The following is a 14,742-nucleotide window of genomic DNA, read 5'->3' as shown; positions in this document are numbered from 1 at the left end:
GGCTTTTGTGGGAAAATATGGTTAAATGGTAATCATTACGATTTGAAAAATAGGAGGAACTTTTAACATGAGAAAAGCAATGGATGTTGCAAGTGCTTATCGTCGTCTGAAGAGTCCCAGTCTAAAAACGAGGAAAGCAGCTTTAAGAACAATTAAGGCAGCAAAAAAGCAGAAGAAGGGAACAGTATAGCATGGCAAAAAAGTCTAAGATTATTAAAGAACAGCGTATTGAAGCTACAGTAGCCAAGTATGCAGCACTTCGGGAACAATTAAAAAAAGAGCATGATTATGCAGCTTTGAGTCGTTTACCTCGAAATGCATCGCCTACGCGAATCCACCGAAGGGATCACTTGGACGGCCGCCCACACGCTTATTTACGAAAATTTGGGCTATCCAGATTAAACTTTCGTAGATTAGCACATGAGGGCCAAATTCCAGGTGTGAAGAAAGCCAGCTGGTAATCCACTGGTACTGGTGGTTGTAGAATTGATTAAGGGTCATTTTGAAAAATAAAGAGAGAAATAAATACGCCTTTTCAAATGAACTTCTTCGGGGGAAGAAGTTCAGCGAAAAGGCGTTTTTTGTTTAGTCCTGATTTTCCTGTGAAACCTTTGTTTGAAGATGGGCATGTTGTTTTAAGACGTGTCCCCCAATACCTAGTACCATCCCAACTAGTGCGGGAACTAACCAGTCAAGTCCATATTGTGCGAGTGGCAGGTAGGCTTGTTGAAAAGTATGCATTGCCTGGCCTAAAGCGCTTTGGCTGACGACACTAGGGAAAGCGGCCATCATGTCGAATAGTGCTGGAATGACAGTAAAAACAACCACAAATTTATAAACAACAGGATCACGTTGGAATAAAGGTGATAAGACGGATAAGAGAATTAAGGCGATGGCTAATGGGTACAGGAACATTAAAACAGGTGTGGACCATGCGATAATCTGATTGAGACCTAAGTTAGCTGTCAAAAAGGAGGCAGCACTGGTTAAAGCAAGCCAAGTTTTATAGCTGATTTTAGGAAAATGATTGTGAAAATCTTGTGCAAAAGCAGCTACCAAACCAATGGCAGTTGTTAAACAGGTGAGGGTAATCAAAGTTGCTAAAATAGACTGACCAACGACACCAAGGTAGTGATTTACAATTTGATCAAAAGCAATGCCACCATTAGCGCTTAATTTGAACCGGCCTAAGGACATAGCACCCAGAAAAATCAACGCCAAGTAGATAAGCCCTTCAAAACCCATCGAGAAAATACCGGCTCTGGCCGTAACTAAGGCGATTCCGTTTGGATTCTTTTTCCCCATAAACTTAATAGCCGTAACCACGGTGACACCAAAGGCTAACCCTGCCAGTGCGTCCATTGTGTTGTAGCCTTGTAAGAATCCGTTGGTGAAGGCACCAGTTTTGTAAGCAGTCGTGATTGCCTGATCAGCTGGGGTGCCCATGGGATGACTAAAGCCCAGGAAAAAGACAAAGGCTAGCAGTAAGAGAAAAACAGGATTCAACAGTTTACCGACATTGGAAACAATCTTACTTTGTTCTACGGAAAGTAAGAATGCGAGGCCAAAGAAAATGGCTGAAAAAATAACTAAACCGAGCGTTTGCCACTGTGCAGGGATTAGCGGAGCAAGTCCCACAGTAAAGGAGACAGTTGCCGTACGTGGGGTGCCAAACAGAGGGCCAATTGTGCCGTGAATAAGAACCATAAAAATAAGGGCAAAAACGGGACCGAGGGGTTTGCCAATGTCATAAACACCTTCAGAGCGAGTGATACTAATAGCTAAGACGGACAATAAAGGCAGTAAAACACCTGTAATCAAAAAGCCTAGCGCAGCGGGTAACCAGTTGGCACCAGCTAACTGACCTAAATGAAGTGGAAAAATGAGGTTTCCAGCCCCAAAAAATAATGCGAAAAGCATTGAACTTACGACAACGTAATCTTTTTTGGATAATTTTCTTTCTTTCATATACAAGCACTCCTTTTAAAATTAGAAAAAGTTGTGAAATAAAAAACGCCCCAATCGAAATATGATATTTCGACAAGGACGTTAAAAACGTGTTACCACCTTTATTTACAGAATTATCACTAATTCTGCCTTTTCGAGTACGCACTAAGGGGTTTATACTCTAGCTCTGTAATGGGAGCTCCCAATGGCCGCTCAATGTTCGTAGCCATCGCTCAAAGATGATATTCCTGAAACTTGCATTAACGCCCTTTCACCAGATGGCGCTCGCTATCATAATGCTAAAATTTCAAGACTTTCTTTTCACAGCTTATTTCTCATTTGTTTATAATATGTTCTTAATTTAAAGCATTCACTTTAAGTTGTCAAGCTTAAATGCGCAAAATAAGAATGAGTGAAAAAAACGAATCCGGTTACAAACCAATGAGCCCTTCGGTGGAAAATGAGATTGGCCCAAGCAGGAAAATGGTCTTGATTAACATTTGTGTGGAAAATAGATAAAAAAGAGACTGAGAAAAATTTTTCTCAGTCTCTTTTAACGGCAATTAAGCCAATTATTTAACTTTTGGAGTATCAACAATTTCTTCTGTCTTGCCTTTAGCGAAACGTTGGATAGCAACGATCCGTGCTTGACGGCGACGACGTTCGCGTTTACCAGCAACGGGACGACGCTTTGCGAATGAGTTATAAGGTGATCTCATGATGTTCCTCCTAAAAAATAAGTTATTCCTATTGTAATCTTAATTGCCCCAAAAAAGCAAATGTATTTTACGAAAATTAAACTAATGCATGATCGTAAGAGGTTAGTAATCACAGTTTTAAGCCTTGGTAATGTTGCTGCAACAATTTACCAGTAGTATAGAGAACAACTTGTGACATAGATGTACATGAAAGGAGCCATGAATGATTAACAACCACCATCGTTTTTTGAACTGGATTGAAAGGCGGGCTAAAACCCATCAGCATAAACCGGAAAGCTTTTTTACAACCCTTGGCCATTTAAACCAAGTTATGAGCGCTTTGGAAACCAAAGAAGATGTTTTGCCACGCTACCAGAATCGTGAAATTAATGCGGCAAGAACGCTGATGCAGATGTCAAATACTGAGTTTTTGGCCGAAATTACTAAAATGAAGTTTACTCAAGTTGCACTTTCAAGTGACGGTATTCAGGTTTTACGATGGTTTAAAGACCGTGATTTAAATGATCAGGGAAATTTGGTTAGTAATCTGGGTTTCTTAACAGAAATCGTGCATGATTCTCAGAAAAATGTGGTTTCAAATTGGGACCGGCAGACTCTCAGAGTTGCCCAAAAGGCACAGCAATTAAGTGATGATGAATTAATTAGTTTACTATTGAAATGCCAATTTGGCACACAAAGGCGAGCAGCCGCGTGGCTGACTAGTTACGCAGAATTCTTTAAGTTTCAAAAACCAAGTTATGATGACGGCACTAATTATTAAAAAGACAGATCTGGTTTAAAGTAGATCTGTCTTTTTTGATACTCGTTTTTTCTGTAAACACTTCTGCTTTCAGCAGGATTGAAAACAGGTTATAATTTGGAAGGAAGAGTTTGCAAGAGTTGGATGTCAAAGTAGGTGATGAAAATGATGAAAATCGATCGTATGCAAGCTTTTAGTGATGGTGTTTATGCCATTTTAATTACCATTTTGGTACTGGATTTTAGGGTGCCTAATTATCAAAATGGCTACCTTTTAGGCGCTTTGTTGAAACAGTGGCCAACCATGTTTGCGTATTTAGTGTCTTTTTTATACATTGGGACCGTGTGGTTATTTCACCATGACTTCTTTCAAACATTGAAATACACTAACATTGGGTTAAATGTCATAAATTTGGTGATGCTTTTTTCGGTAACTTTGATTGACTATCCGACCGCGTTAGTGGCTAATACGTTAATCTCCGGTGTGACCACCGATATGCGGGTGGCATTTGTTTATTATGACATCATTGCACTGTTTATTTCACTCACCTTTGCCTGGCTTTACACGTATGTACGAAAGCATCCGGAACTCACTACGATGAGAAATAATCAAAAACATTTTTATGCAGCCATTAAGTTTGATCCGGTACGAAGTGTATCCATTTATGGATTAGCCATTGTGGCCACATTTTTCTCCATTTGGGTGGGGGCGTTTTTGTTACTGACAGGTATTGTCTATCACTTTGTGGCTTACTTACGGCTAAGCTATTCAATGCGACGGGCTTTAAAAGACATTAAATTGGAGAAATAAATGATTATCAAATTAACGAATACGTCTGATCAATCCTTAAAAATAAAGGCATTTTTACAAAAAAGAAATTTTAGTCACCGCTTGATTAGTACCATTAAAAAAATGGGACAATTGCATGTGGTGGAACAAAAGGTTACGACCTTAGACCTATTGGCTCCTGGCGACGTTTTAACGGTCCGCCTTCCAAAAGAAAAATCAGATGCAACGGTACCCTTTAGTGATGTACCTTTAGAAGTGATTTTTGAGGACGACAATTGGCTAGTGGTTAATAAGCCGAGTGGTCTTTCTTCGGTTCCAGGTCCTAGTAATCGGACAGACACGATGGTTAATCGCGTTAAAGGACATCTGAAAAAGCAAGGGAGCCAGGATTTAGTACCCCATATTGTGACACGTCTAGATCGTGACACAAGTGGTGTTATGCTAATTGCTAAAAATCGTGTGGCTATTAGCGTGTTAGCACCACAAATTGAGACCCATCAAATTGAAAAGAAATATGTGGCTTTGGCATCAGGACAGTTTTCTGTAAAAGAGGGCTTTATTGATCAGCCCATCGGCAAAGCTGCAGATGGCATTCATCGTGAAATCCAAGCAGATGGGCAACAGGCACAAACCAAATATCGGGTATTAAAACAATTTGATCAGTATGCCTTAGTGAGTGTTCAGTTATTGACGGGCCGCACGCATCAAATTCGGGTGCATTTTGCCAGCTTGGGACATCCATTAGTAGGGGATACATTGTATGGTGGACCTACAGATTTAGGGATAACACGCCAAGCACTACATGCCCAGTCGCTTAAGTTTACAGATCCATTAACGGGGAAGGTTCATCTGTTCAAAACGGAACTTCCGGAAGATATGAGGCGGTTACAATATGTTTAAAAACGAAGGATTACCAGGGAAAATTTTAGTAAATAAGCAGGTTTATACAGGACCGATCTTTAAATTAAGTAAACAAAAAATTCAAACGCCAGATGGGCTAACTGTGGATCGCGATGTGATTTTGCATCAGGATGCAGTGACTGTTTTAGCCTTTACACCAGACCAACATGTCTTACTTAATTCAGAGTACCGTGTGGGCGTGAATACGGAAGGCTTGTCATTGCCTGCCGGATTGATCAATGCAGGGGAATCGGCACTGCAAGCTGCTCAACGTGAATTGCTTGAAGAAACAGGCTATCAAGCCAAAGAAGTTAGGACAATGACAACCGTGACAGCTTCTGAAGGTTTTTCCACAGAAAAAGTGGTCTTAGTGTTGGCACAAATCTTTCCCACTAAAATAGGTACACAGAAATTTGACGCGGATGAGTTTGTCAATAGCCAACTAATTCGGTATGAACATTTAAAACAATTAATTAAGCAACACAGAATTCGTTCGGCACAGGCGATTGCCGCTGTGGGTTATTACGAAATGTTTTTAAAAAAATAAGGTGGCATGAATCACTAGGGGCGGACAAACCTAAGGCAAAAGCCGTTTTAGGCATGCGCCTTTACAATTTGAGCATCTTCCAGTAATCTATTAGATAGATTAAAGGAGGATTTTTGTGATAATTATACGTGAAGCTGATAAAGATGATGCCGGCCAGATAGCCCCGTTGATTAACATTATTTATGATGAAATGGAGTTAGATGAGTTGGATGATGTCCCCGACCCCGTTTGGATGCGCGTTTTACAACGTGCTTATCAAACGGATGCATACACTGGTGAGAAAGCAACCACCATTGTGGCAGAAGACGATGACACTGGTAAAGTAGTTGGTGTTGCGTTCGGTTATCCCGATCAATATGAAGAGGATTTGGATGCGATTATTGACCGAATCACACTAAAAGCCAATATTTTTGATGGTGATGTTTTGGATCCCGATCTAGAAGCTTTTAAAGATGAGTGGTATCTAGATTCGATTGCCGTTGATCCTGACTACCAAGGTCATGGTATTGGTGGTCGCTTATTGCGTGCATTGCCAGAATTTGTCCGTCAGGATGGGGATACAACTATTGGGTTGAATGTTGATTTTGAAAATCCAAATGCCAAACGTTTGTATGAACGACATGGCTTTAAAAAGGTGGGCACTAAAAAAATTGGCGATCATATGTATGATCATATGCAAAAACCAATTGTTACCAGCCAACCAATGTATGCTTAATTTGAGTACAACACAGAGTCAGAAAAGTTTTGCTTTCAGGCCAAACTGGGCAAAAGAAAGGGACTCTGTCTAAATTTTAGAATGATAAAGTAGAAAGTGGAAAAGAGATGTTTTGGCATCTCCGTTTTCACTATCAAAGATCAGAGACAGAAAGGGACTGGGAGTGATTTCAGTCTCTTTTTTGATTGGTATCTAGAGTGTTCAGTGAGCATTTTAAATCGGGATGGTATCTTTTATGTATGTTTTATTATAAAATCAAAGAGAATCGTAAAATAAAAAGATGAGGTAAATTAAATGGCTAAAGATAACGACGAGTTTCAAGAAGTTGAATTAACTTTGGGTGACAAAAAGTTTGAACAAATGTTAATGGTTTTGAATCATGGCATCACCAAAGAAAATGCCAGTGAATATAACTTTAATGGTAATGAAATGCAAGAAGTTGGTGAAAATGTGTGGGCAGTTCCAGCTTATTTGGCAGACCACTATTCTTTATTCTTTTTGTACACGCAAATTGATACGAAGGATTGGGTAGTTGCTTTTGCAGAAGGCAAGATGCAAAAAGAACAATTTGAATTGGGTGTTCCAATGACAACTGGTAAGGGCCTTAATGTGTTGGCTGAAAAAGATATGGATCGTGCACAAATGGTTACGGGATTTGTAAATGATATTTCTAAGGCCGGTGAAGGCGAATGGCGCATGATTGAAGATGATGGTGCAGCAGGCAGCAAAGATTAAATTCGAGGCATTCTAAAATGGCATACACACAAATTCGTTATGGTATTATGGGAGCCGCCTCAATTGTTCCCAGAATTATAGCAGGAATTAAAGAATCACCTAATAGCCGGGTTGTGGCGATTGCTGCTCGTCATTTGGGTAAGGCCCAAGCAATGGCTACTAAATTTGAAATTCCAACGGCTTATGGAAGTTATGAACAACTTTGTGAAGATGAGCATGTTGATGTGGTCTACATTCCGCTTTGGAATGCTGGCCATTATCCTGGTGCTAAGCTCGCCCTGCAACATCATAAAAATGTGCTGTTGGAAAAGCCGTTTACCCTAACCTATCAGCAAGCAAAAGAATTATTTACATTAGCACGAGAAAATGACTGTTTGCTTATGGAAGGTCAGAAAGCTGCCTTTTTACCAATCACAACCCAAGTGCGACACCAACTGCTAGAAAAAAAGGCAATCGGTGAAGTTTGCGGCGTGACCGACCAAGAAGCTCACCCTGGAATTGAAAAAATTCCTTGGTTTCATGATGTGAAGGTTGGTGGTGGTGCGTTTTACGGCAGCGCTGCTTACATTTTAGAATACCTACAATTAGTTTTACAAACCGATATTACGGCTTTTCAAGGCCAAATCACACATCAAGGTGCACAAGCTGATGATCAAACCCAATTGAATTTACAGTTGGCATCTGGTCCGTTAGCGAGTGTTTTCATGACGACATTGACAGCGTCTCTGCCAAGTCAAATCACCTTTTGGGGGACCCAAGGCTCACTGACGGTGCCGAACTATTGGAAAACAGATACCTATCAGATTACAACTAGCCAAGGCACTAACGTCTTTACACAGCCACAGAAAAGTGAATTTGTTTATGAGTTTAATCACGTTTCTGAGCTGGTTTTACGGAAAGAGACAACGAGTCCGGTGATGACTTCGGCATTAACGCTTAAAACAATGAAGATTATTGAGACCTTGTATCAGGACTGGTATCCTGAACAATTCAAAAATAGTTAGGAAATTGTCCCATTTTACTTGTGTGTGAAGACCAAAGATGATAGGCTTTGTGGTGGGGTAGGGTTCGATCTAAGTGCCAAGTAATACCTGTAATGTCAGCCGATTTTCTGGATGGGCTGATGCTTATCATGTTGCCACGTTTTTAAGAAAAAAGTTTTGCAAAAGATTTTTTAATTAGATGCGTACAAATACGCTTTGACTGCGTTTCCTACTGAATCCTAGGAAACGTAAGGAATCGTAATTGAAACAATGTGTACCTTGAAACTTTAAGTTTTTAGATTGGCATTTAGATCTATCCCCAGGCACTTTTCAAGTTGAGCAGGTTCTTGAAAAGTGCTTTTTTGATGCTTTAAAACTCAAAATTGAAAAAGAACAATGTGATATAATGAAGACTATGTATTTGATGAATAAAAGGAGGAGTTGCAGATGTTGATTGTGGGACTAATTGGATTACTAATTGCCATTGCGGTTGGATTTTATATGCGCAAAATGGAACATCAACGGCAGCTGCGGCTAGCTCGGCAACAAGCACAACAAATTCTAAAAAAGGCAAATGAGCAGGGAAAAATTGACGCTAAAAACGCATTGCTTAAAGGCAAGCGTGAAACCGCTGCTTATCAAGAGTCGATTACACAAGAAATTACGACTGATGTCCAGGATAATGAGCGCAAAGCCACTTGGCTTGATCAGCGTGAACAGGTTTTGGGCGAAAAAGAAGATCTTTTGAATCGACGGTTTGATAACTTCAAAACGAAGCAAGCCGCTTTAAATGAAAATCGACAAGCACTTAAAGACATACGGCAACAAGCCACTGATCTGATTGAAAAGCGGCAGGATAAATTGCAAGAAGTTGCTGAAATGAGTCAGGAAAAAGCACAAGATTTTGTATTGGATGAGACCACGCGAGATTTGAAAGAGGAAGGCAAGCGTACCGTCCGTAATACTGAGGCAGAGTACCAAAGCAGTAGTGAAAAAGAAGCCAAAAATATGATTACGCATGCGATTGAACACAGTGGAATCCGTTCTCATATTTTTCCATCTAACCGAACGGTAGAGGTTCCTTCTAATGAAGCACTTGGAAAAGTAATTGGTAATGCTGGCCAAAACGTCCGTGCCTTGGAAGCTTTAACTGGAATTGACATTAATATCGATGATCAGCAACATGTCATCACACTTGATGGTTACGATCCAATGCGTCGTGAAATTGCCAAGCGGAGTATTACGCAAATTATGCAAGTTAATCGCATTAATCCAGACGTTGTTGAACAGATTGTGAATCAAACAGCCAAAGCAGTTGACGAGCTTATCCGTGGCTTTGGGGAGCAAGCAATTAATGAGTTGAATTTGAAAAACGTTCATCCAGATTTGGTCAAGTTTATTGGTCATATGCATTTCCGGACAAGTTATGGTCAAAACATTTTAGAACATTCTATTGAGGCCGCTAATTTGGCAGGTGTATTTGCCGCGGAACTAGGGGAAGATGTCAACTTGGCCAAACGCGCTGGCTTACTGCATGATATCGGAAAGTCTATTGATCGTGATGTCGAAGCCACTCATGTGGAGTTAGGGGTGGAATTGGCAACCAAGTATCATGAAGATCCGGTGGTCATTAATGCCATCGCCTCTCATCATGGAGATGTGGAAGCCAAGTATGTCATTTCGGATCTAGTAGCAGCCGCAGATGCCATTTCTGGTTCTCGACAAGGGGCGCGAAGTGAATCAGCTGCGGATTACTTGCAACGTATTTCCAGTTTGGAAGGAATCGCTAATCATTATCCTGGGGTGCAGGAAAGTTATGCCATTCAAGCAGGTCGTGAGTTACGCGTGATTGTGAAGCCTAATCAGACATCTGACAAGAGCATCGAGAAGTTAGCGGATAGCGTTAAAGATCAAATTGAACAGGAAGTTACTTATCCAGGACAGGTTAAAGTGACAGTGGTTAGAAAGTTACAAGTTGTGGAATATGCGGGGTAACTATGGAAAACTTAACACCAGAAGATAAAGCAGTCATTAAAACGATTGACCAGTTTGTATATAGCAAGCTTAGTGATGATAAAACGGGGCATGATTATGCTCATATTCAGCGTGTGGTCAAAATGGCCCAACGTTTAGCTGAACAAACAGCACCTACAGATTTATTTGTGGTGTTAGCTAGTGCGGAACTGCATGACGTCATTGATGAAAAAATTGTCACGAATCAGGTCGCAGCAGAAGCCGAAGTTAAACAATTTTTAGAACAACAGGACGTTTCACAGAGCCGAATTCAAGCCATATTTGAAATTATCACGCATATGTCTTTCTCTAAGAATTTGGAACATCATTATCAATTGAGTTTGGCCGGACAAATCGTGCAGGATGCAGATCGTCTGGATGCAATTGGCGCTATTGGCATTGGCCGGGCTTTTTATTACGGCGGTGCGCACGGGCACGTGATGTATGATCCGCAGGTAGCACCTCGTCAAAAGATGACGCATGAGGAGTACCGTCAAGAAGAAATCGTGATCAACCATTTTTATGAAAAGTTATTAAAACTGGCGGACCTGATGAATACCAATGCAGCTAAACAGCTGGCAAAGCAACGTACGAACGTATTAACCGACTTTTTAGATGAATTTAAAGCCGAATGGAATCAAAATAAATAGGTTGGAGTGTCTCATGTTAAAAAATCAAAATTCAATTTCTGCAAAGTATGCCTGGACATCTGGACTCATTTTTGTGCTTTTGTTATTAGCCGTTAAAGCTAATTTTGGCATGCTTCTTAAGGTGGATACTGGTATTATTGCCGTTGTCCAAGGATCGATGTCCGCTTTTGAAAGTAGCTTAATGACAATTATTTCTCACATTGCCGAACCTTCGCTTGCGATTGTTTATGCAGTAGTGATAGCGGGGGTCCTTTGGTTTATGCAACTAAGGGTCGATGCAATTTGGGCAATTGTAACTCTTGGGGGCGGTGACGTTTTAGCTTACATAGTTAAAAAATTGGCGGCGCGACCACGGCCACATTGGAATCAGGTTATTCCAGAAACCGGGTATAGTTTTCCGAGTGGGCATACCTTTGGAACAGTTATCATTATCTTTTTCTTATTATGGTTTTTCGTTAGTCAGCTCCGTCATTCGGGTGTCCAGAAGTTGTGCGAAGTGATTTTAATTGTTTGGGTAGTGTTAGTGATGTATTCGCGCGTATATCTGGGTGCTCATTATCCCTCTGATGTGTTTGGCGCATTCTTCTTGGCAGTAGCCTGGTTGGCAATCGCAAGGTGGTTATACAAAAAACTTTATGATTTTGTTGCCCAGTTTGTGGAAAAAGATATTGGTGGCAAGCATAGTCAACATTAAATTTAATAACTGAAAATAAAAAACGAAGAGGCTGGGAATTTTTCCAGTCTCTTCGTTTTTTATCTAGTAAGTACCTTTGATGACAAAATAGGATCCCCGAATGGTACCAGCCAGGCGCGACTTTTGATGTGCAAACTTAAATTTTGTTTTTAATTCCTCTGGAACAGCCATTCCTTCAGAAAGTTTAAAACCCACGGCACGTTTGCCATCGTCGGCAAGACTGTACATGACGTTGACAACGAGGCCATTTTCGTAAATGACATAAGCCATTTTAAGGCCGTTAACTTCAAAAGCAGAAACTTCCAAGGGTTGGTAAGGCAACTGAATGTCACGTTCTAACAAGATTTTATTCACCCATTGGCGTGTTTTTAAATCTTCGTCGGCGGACACCACTGTAAAATGGTGCTTATATTTATTCCAATAATATCGAGCTTCATTTGCGCGCAGTCCCGCTAGTGCTGTCGCAACCGGTGAGTTCTCCAGGCCAATCGTAGAGACTTCTTTAAAATTGACTTCGTAAGCCATACTTAAGTCCTCATTTCATCTTGATGTACACTCAGTATAAAATTGACAAACCTGTGAGTCAATTTAGAACACTTCCTAAAAATGCGTGGTTCTATTCGTGGTAAAAGTAAATTTTAGGTAACCGGCTTCAAGCTTGTTAAAACAACGTTAAATAATCGTTCCGAGTTGTTAAGATTGTGGTAAAATCAAAGATATCATAAAGTTTTGGGGAGGTGAGATTTTGGCATTCGATTTAACAATTCTTTCGACCAGTGACGTCCACGGTTTTGTGTATCCGACTAATTTTGTGAAGCGGCACTTAAACTTACCGTTTGGCTTACTAAAAGCAGCTAGTGTGATTGAAAATGAGCGGCAAAAGACAACCGATCCAATTCTCACCATTGATGCGGGAGACGTTTTAGAGGGGTCTCCTTTAACTGAATTTTTAGCTAAGTTTAGCAATCCACCGGCACCAGAACGTTTAATGAAAGCATATAACGCGATGCAATATGATGTTGGTGTTTTAGGTAATCATGAGTTCAATTATGGCATGCCTTATTTGAATAAGGCCATTCAGCATACCGACTATCCCATCCTGGCTGCAAATATTCTAGATGAGACCCAAGAGCCGATTGCGAATGGACCATATCGCATCTTCACCAAGCAGGGGGTGCGGATTGCCGTTCTTGGGTTGACGACAGCCTATATTCCATATTGGGAAGATCCTGTACATATTAAAGGCTTACAGTTTAAGAAGGTTATTGCCACCGCAAAGCATTATGTACCGCTGTTAAGAAAAAAGGCCGATGTCGTGATTGTAGTATATCATGGGGGTTTTGAACGTGACTTAAAGTCAGGTCAAAAAACTGAGTCGCTGCGTGGAGAAAATGTTGGGTATGAGTTGTTAAAAAGCGTTAAGGGAATCGATGCCCTTGTTTCTGCCCATCAACACCGCTTGATTGCCACTAAATTATTTGGAGTGCCGGTGGTTCAAGCTGGGCACCGCGGGGCAGCCGTGGGAAAGATTACACTGAAGATTGATCCTAATCGTGATTGTATGGTAGTAGGGGCCACTGCTAAGCTTTTGTTGACTGCTAAAGCACCGATACATAAACAGCTACAAAAGGTTATGACCGATGTAGAAGCTGACACGCAGGCATGGCTGGATCAACCGCTTGGTAAAGTTAAAGGCAACATGAGAATCGCAGATCCATTCAAAGCCCGGATAGAAGAATCAGCGTTTATCGAGTTTATTCAAAAAGTACAGATGGCAGCAACCGGAACTTCAATTTCGGCAACGGCTCTCTTTAATGATGAGGCAACGGGATTTGACCAGCAGATTACCATGCGTGAAGTGGTGACAAATTACGTGTATCCTAATTCCTTGGCTGTGTTGCGCGTTTCTGGTGCGGATATCCGAGCCGCGCTTGAAGTAAGCGCTAAGTACTTTATACTGAATAATCACCACCAAATTACGGTAAATCCGCGGTATTTATCGCCCAAAAAACGGCATTATAACTATGATATGTATGAAGGTATTGATTATACCTTGGATATTTCTCAGCCAGTTGGACATCGGGTGGTTGATTTGGCCTGTAAAGGACATCAAATTGAACCAAATGATTCCTATGAGATTGTCTTGAATAAATATCGGGCAGTTGGTGGCGGTCATTATCCCATGTTCTCGGAAAGTAAGATCATTCGTGAAAATACCGAGGCTATGTCAGAATTAATTGCAGATTATTTACAGAAACATCCTGTGATTACTGCGACTGTTAATAACAACTTTAAGATCATCAAATAATTCTAAAAACTGCCAATGACTGGCAGCTTTTTTAAGCTAAGGGAAAAGGTGGCTTGCTTACGCTGTGTTTTTAGTTGATAATTGGTTTAAAGGGGAGAGATTATATGCATGAGAATTCTAAAATGAGTGGCATGCGATTTTTAGCAGTTACCGTTTTAAATGCGTTGATTACCATTGTGGAGCTAGCGGGAGGTCTTTTTTCCGAAAGTTTAGCCCTCCTTTCTGATGCTTTTCATAATTTAGGCGATTCAGCTTCGGTTGTGTTAGCTTATGTGGCGAGTCGGATTGGGCTCAAAAATTCCAATACTTCCAAAACGTTTGGGTATCGTCGTGCTGAGATCATTTCGGCGTTCATAAATGCCATTTTTTTGATTGTAGTTTCTGTCTTTTTAATTGCGGAAAGTATTCGACGGCTGACGGCGCCTTCCCCGGTTAATGGTGGCATCATGTTGATAGTTGCTGTCATTGGGACGGTAGCAAACTTTGGTTCTGCCTGGTTACTCAGCAGAGGAGCCAAAGGGAGCTTAAATATTAAAGCAACTTATTTACATATTTTAAGCGATGCCTTGTCCTCATTTGGCATCATCATCGGTGCCATCATTATCCAAATTTGGCATGTTGATATTGTGGACCCCATTGTGACCATCCTTGTTTCAATTTACATCATGTGGGAAACTTGGCCAGTTTTAAAAGAGGCCATTAACATCTTGATGCAAGCCGCCCCTAATCTTGATTTTGAGGCGATGAAGCGTGATATGCTCAAAGAGCCGGGCGTAGTGAATGTACACCACATTCATGTTTGGCAAATTGATGAGAATCGGATTATGTTTTCTGCACACATAAATTTGAATGATCAGTTGTTAAGCGACGTGGAACCAGTTTATCGCCATTTAGAGAATTTATTGCAAAAAAAATATCACGTTGATCACGTGACTTTACAGGCAGAAGTTTTTCGCGGCAAAAGCAACGAATTGTTTACGCGCGATCGGCATGATATTTGAAA

The 14,742-nt window shown here is 40.8% G+C and carries 17 protein-coding genes and 1 other annotated feature; of the genes, 14 read left to right on the top strand and 3 right to left on the bottom strand.

Translation table 11 applies throughout. The features are described from left to right. Positions 1-67 precede the first annotated feature (67 nt). Complete coding sequence (locus IV80_RS10140) at positions 68-190, top strand: putative metal homeostasis protein (RefSeq protein ID WP_162259292.1); 123 nt, start codon at positions 68-70, stop codon at positions 188-190. 1 nt (position 191) lies between these two features. Next, on the top strand, positions 192-461 hold the full coding sequence (gene rpsN, locus IV80_RS01960) for a 30S ribosomal protein S14 (RefSeq protein WP_057748737.1): 270 nt from the start codon (positions 192-194) through the stop codon (positions 459-461). Positions 462-585: 124 nt separating this feature from the next. Here the strand turns inward: rpsN and brnQ are convergent, their stop codons facing one another. Then, a complete protein-coding gene (gene brnQ, locus IV80_RS01955) occupies positions 586-1,968 on the bottom strand; it encodes a branched-chain amino acid transport system II carrier protein (protein WP_057748734.1) in 1,383 nt (460 codons plus the stop codon). Between the two features lie 71 nt (positions 1,969-2,039). Next, positions 2,040-2,281: a binding site (T-box leader), on the bottom strand. 238 nt (positions 2,282-2,519) lie between these two features. Next, positions 2,520-2,666, bottom strand: a complete 147-nt coding sequence (locus tag IV80_RS10150) for a hypothetical protein (RefSeq protein ID WP_164481576.1) — start codon at positions 2,664-2,666, stop codon at positions 2,520-2,522. Between the two features lie 202 nt (positions 2,667-2,868). Between IV80_RS10150 and IV80_RS01950 the strand changes: the two genes are divergently transcribed. The 10 genes from IV80_RS01950 to IV80_RS01905 all read left to right on the top strand — a co-directional run bounded on the left by IV80_RS01950 (position 2,869) and on the right by IV80_RS01905 (position 11,431). After that, entirely contained in the window at positions 2,869-3,426 is a 558-nt protein-coding gene (locus IV80_RS01950) for a hypothetical protein (RefSeq protein ID WP_057748731.1), read from the top strand. Between the two features lie 144 nt (positions 3,427-3,570). Then, positions 3,571-4,215, top strand: coding sequence for a TMEM175 family protein (locus IV80_RS01945; protein WP_307723480.1), 645 nt, complete (start codon positions 3,571-3,573; stop codon positions 4,213-4,215). Continuing rightward, a complete protein-coding gene (locus IV80_RS01940; RefSeq protein WP_057748724.1) occupies positions 4,216-5,094 on the top strand; it encodes an RluA family pseudouridine synthase in 879 nt (292 codons plus the stop codon). Continuing rightward, positions 5,087-5,641 (top strand): NUDIX hydrolase, encoded by a 555-nt coding sequence (locus IV80_RS01935; protein ID WP_057748721.1) that lies wholly within the window; start codon positions 5,087-5,089, stop codon positions 5,639-5,641. The genes IV80_RS01940 and IV80_RS01935 overlap by 8 nt, the downstream gene beginning before the upstream one ends. Before the next feature lie 115 nt (positions 5,642-5,756). Continuing rightward, positions 5,757-6,356 (top strand): GNAT family N-acetyltransferase, encoded by a 600-nt coding sequence (locus IV80_RS01930; protein ID WP_057748718.1) that lies wholly within the window; start codon positions 5,757-5,759, stop codon positions 6,354-6,356. A gap of 294 nt (positions 6,357-6,650) precedes the next feature. Further along, on the top strand, positions 6,651-7,091 hold the full coding sequence (locus tag IV80_RS01925) for a hypothetical protein (protein ID WP_057748715.1): 441 nt from the start codon (positions 6,651-6,653) through the stop codon (positions 7,089-7,091). 17 nt (positions 7,092-7,108) lie between these two features. Further along, positions 7,109-8,095, top strand: coding sequence for a Gfo/Idh/MocA family protein (locus tag IV80_RS01920; RefSeq protein ID WP_057748712.1), 987 nt, complete (start codon positions 7,109-7,111; stop codon positions 8,093-8,095). 426 nt (positions 8,096-8,521) lie between these two features. Then, entirely contained in the window at positions 8,522-10,069 is a 1,548-nt protein-coding gene (gene rny / locus IV80_RS01915) for a ribonuclease Y (protein ID WP_057748709.1), read from the top strand. A 2-nt stretch (positions 10,070-10,071) separates the two neighbouring features. Further along, on the top strand, positions 10,072-10,737 hold the full coding sequence (locus IV80_RS01910; protein ID WP_057748706.1) for an HD domain-containing protein: 666 nt from the start codon (positions 10,072-10,074) through the stop codon (positions 10,735-10,737). A 13-nt stretch (positions 10,738-10,750) separates the two neighbouring features. Then, complete coding sequence (locus IV80_RS01905; protein ID WP_057748703.1) at positions 10,751-11,431, top strand: phosphatase PAP2 family protein; 681 nt, start codon at positions 10,751-10,753, stop codon at positions 11,429-11,431. A 63-nt stretch (positions 11,432-11,494) separates the two neighbouring features. Here the strand turns inward: IV80_RS01905 and IV80_RS01900 are convergent, their stop codons facing one another. Next, complete coding sequence (locus tag IV80_RS01900; protein ID WP_057748700.1) at positions 11,495-11,956, bottom strand: hypothetical protein; 462 nt, start codon at positions 11,954-11,956, stop codon at positions 11,495-11,497. Positions 11,957-12,176: 220 nt separating this feature from the next. Here IV80_RS01900 and IV80_RS01895 point away from each other — a divergent pair, with 220 nt between their 5' ends. Both IV80_RS01895 and IV80_RS01890 read left to right on the top strand, forming a co-directional pair. Then, on the top strand, positions 12,177-13,739 hold the full coding sequence (locus IV80_RS01895) for a bifunctional metallophosphatase/5'-nucleotidase (protein WP_057748697.1): 1,563 nt from the start codon (positions 12,177-12,179) through the stop codon (positions 13,737-13,739). A 104-nt stretch (positions 13,740-13,843) separates the two neighbouring features. Then, positions 13,844-14,740: a cation diffusion facilitator family transporter gene (locus IV80_RS01890; RefSeq protein WP_057748694.1), complete on the top strand. Its 897-nt coding sequence runs from the start codon at positions 13,844-13,846 to the stop codon at positions 14,738-14,740. Positions 14,741-14,742: the final 2 nt, after the last annotated feature.

Origin of the sequence: Pediococcus cellicola, assembly GCF_001438655.1 — a bacterium.
GTDB classification, from domain to species: Bacteria; Bacillota; Bacilli; order Lactobacillales; family Lactobacillaceae; genus Pediococcus; species Pediococcus cellicola.
The sequence above is the reverse complement of the archived record's forward strand: the minus strand, read 5'-3'. Positions and strand labels throughout refer to the sequence as shown.

Bases quoted from the DNA above. Each gene is read 5' to 3' on its own strand.
- IV80_RS10140 (WP_162259292.1), top strand. From the start codon at position 68: ATGAGAAAAGCAATGGATGTTGCAAGTGCTTATCGTCGTCTGAAGAGT.
- rpsN (WP_057748737.1), top strand. From the start codon at position 192: ATGGCAAAAAAGTCTAAGATTATTAAAGAACAGCGTATTGAAGCTACA.
- brnQ (WP_057748734.1), bottom strand. From the start codon at position 1,968: ATGAAAGAAAGAAAATTATCCAAAAAAGATTACGTTGTCGTAAGTTCA.
- IV80_RS10150 (WP_164481576.1), bottom strand. From the start codon at position 2,666: ATGAGATCACCTTATAACTCATTCGCAAAGCGTCGTCCCGTTGCTGGT.
- IV80_RS01950 (WP_057748731.1), top strand. From the start codon at position 2,869: ATGATTAACAACCACCATCGTTTTTTGAACTGGATTGAAAGGCGGGCT.
- IV80_RS01945 (WP_307723480.1), top strand. From the start codon at position 3,571: ATGATGAAAATCGATCGTATGCAAGCTTTTAGTGATGGTGTTTATGCC.
- IV80_RS01940 (WP_057748724.1), top strand. From the start codon at position 4,216: ATGATTATCAAATTAACGAATACGTCTGATCAATCCTTAAAAATAAAG.
- IV80_RS01935 (WP_057748721.1), top strand. From the start codon at position 5,087: ATGTTTAAAAACGAAGGATTACCAGGGAAAATTTTAGTAAATAAGCAG.
- IV80_RS01925 (WP_057748715.1), top strand. From the start codon at position 6,651: ATGGCTAAAGATAACGACGAGTTTCAAGAAGTTGAATTAACTTTGGGT.
- IV80_RS01920 (WP_057748712.1), top strand. From the start codon at position 7,109: ATGGCATACACACAAATTCGTTATGGTATTATGGGAGCCGCCTCAATT.
- rny (WP_057748709.1), top strand. From the start codon at position 8,522: ATGTTGATTGTGGGACTAATTGGATTACTAATTGCCATTGCGGTTGGA.
- IV80_RS01910 (WP_057748706.1), top strand. From the start codon at position 10,072: ATGGAAAACTTAACACCAGAAGATAAAGCAGTCATTAAAACGATTGAC.
- IV80_RS01905 (WP_057748703.1), top strand. From the start codon at position 10,751: ATGTTAAAAAATCAAAATTCAATTTCTGCAAAGTATGCCTGGACATCT.
- IV80_RS01900 (WP_057748700.1), bottom strand. From the start codon at position 11,956: ATGGCTTACGAAGTCAATTTTAAAGAAGTCTCTACGATTGGCCTGGAG.
- IV80_RS01890 (WP_057748694.1), top strand. From the start codon at position 13,844: ATGCATGAGAATTCTAAAATGAGTGGCATGCGATTTTTAGCAGTTACC.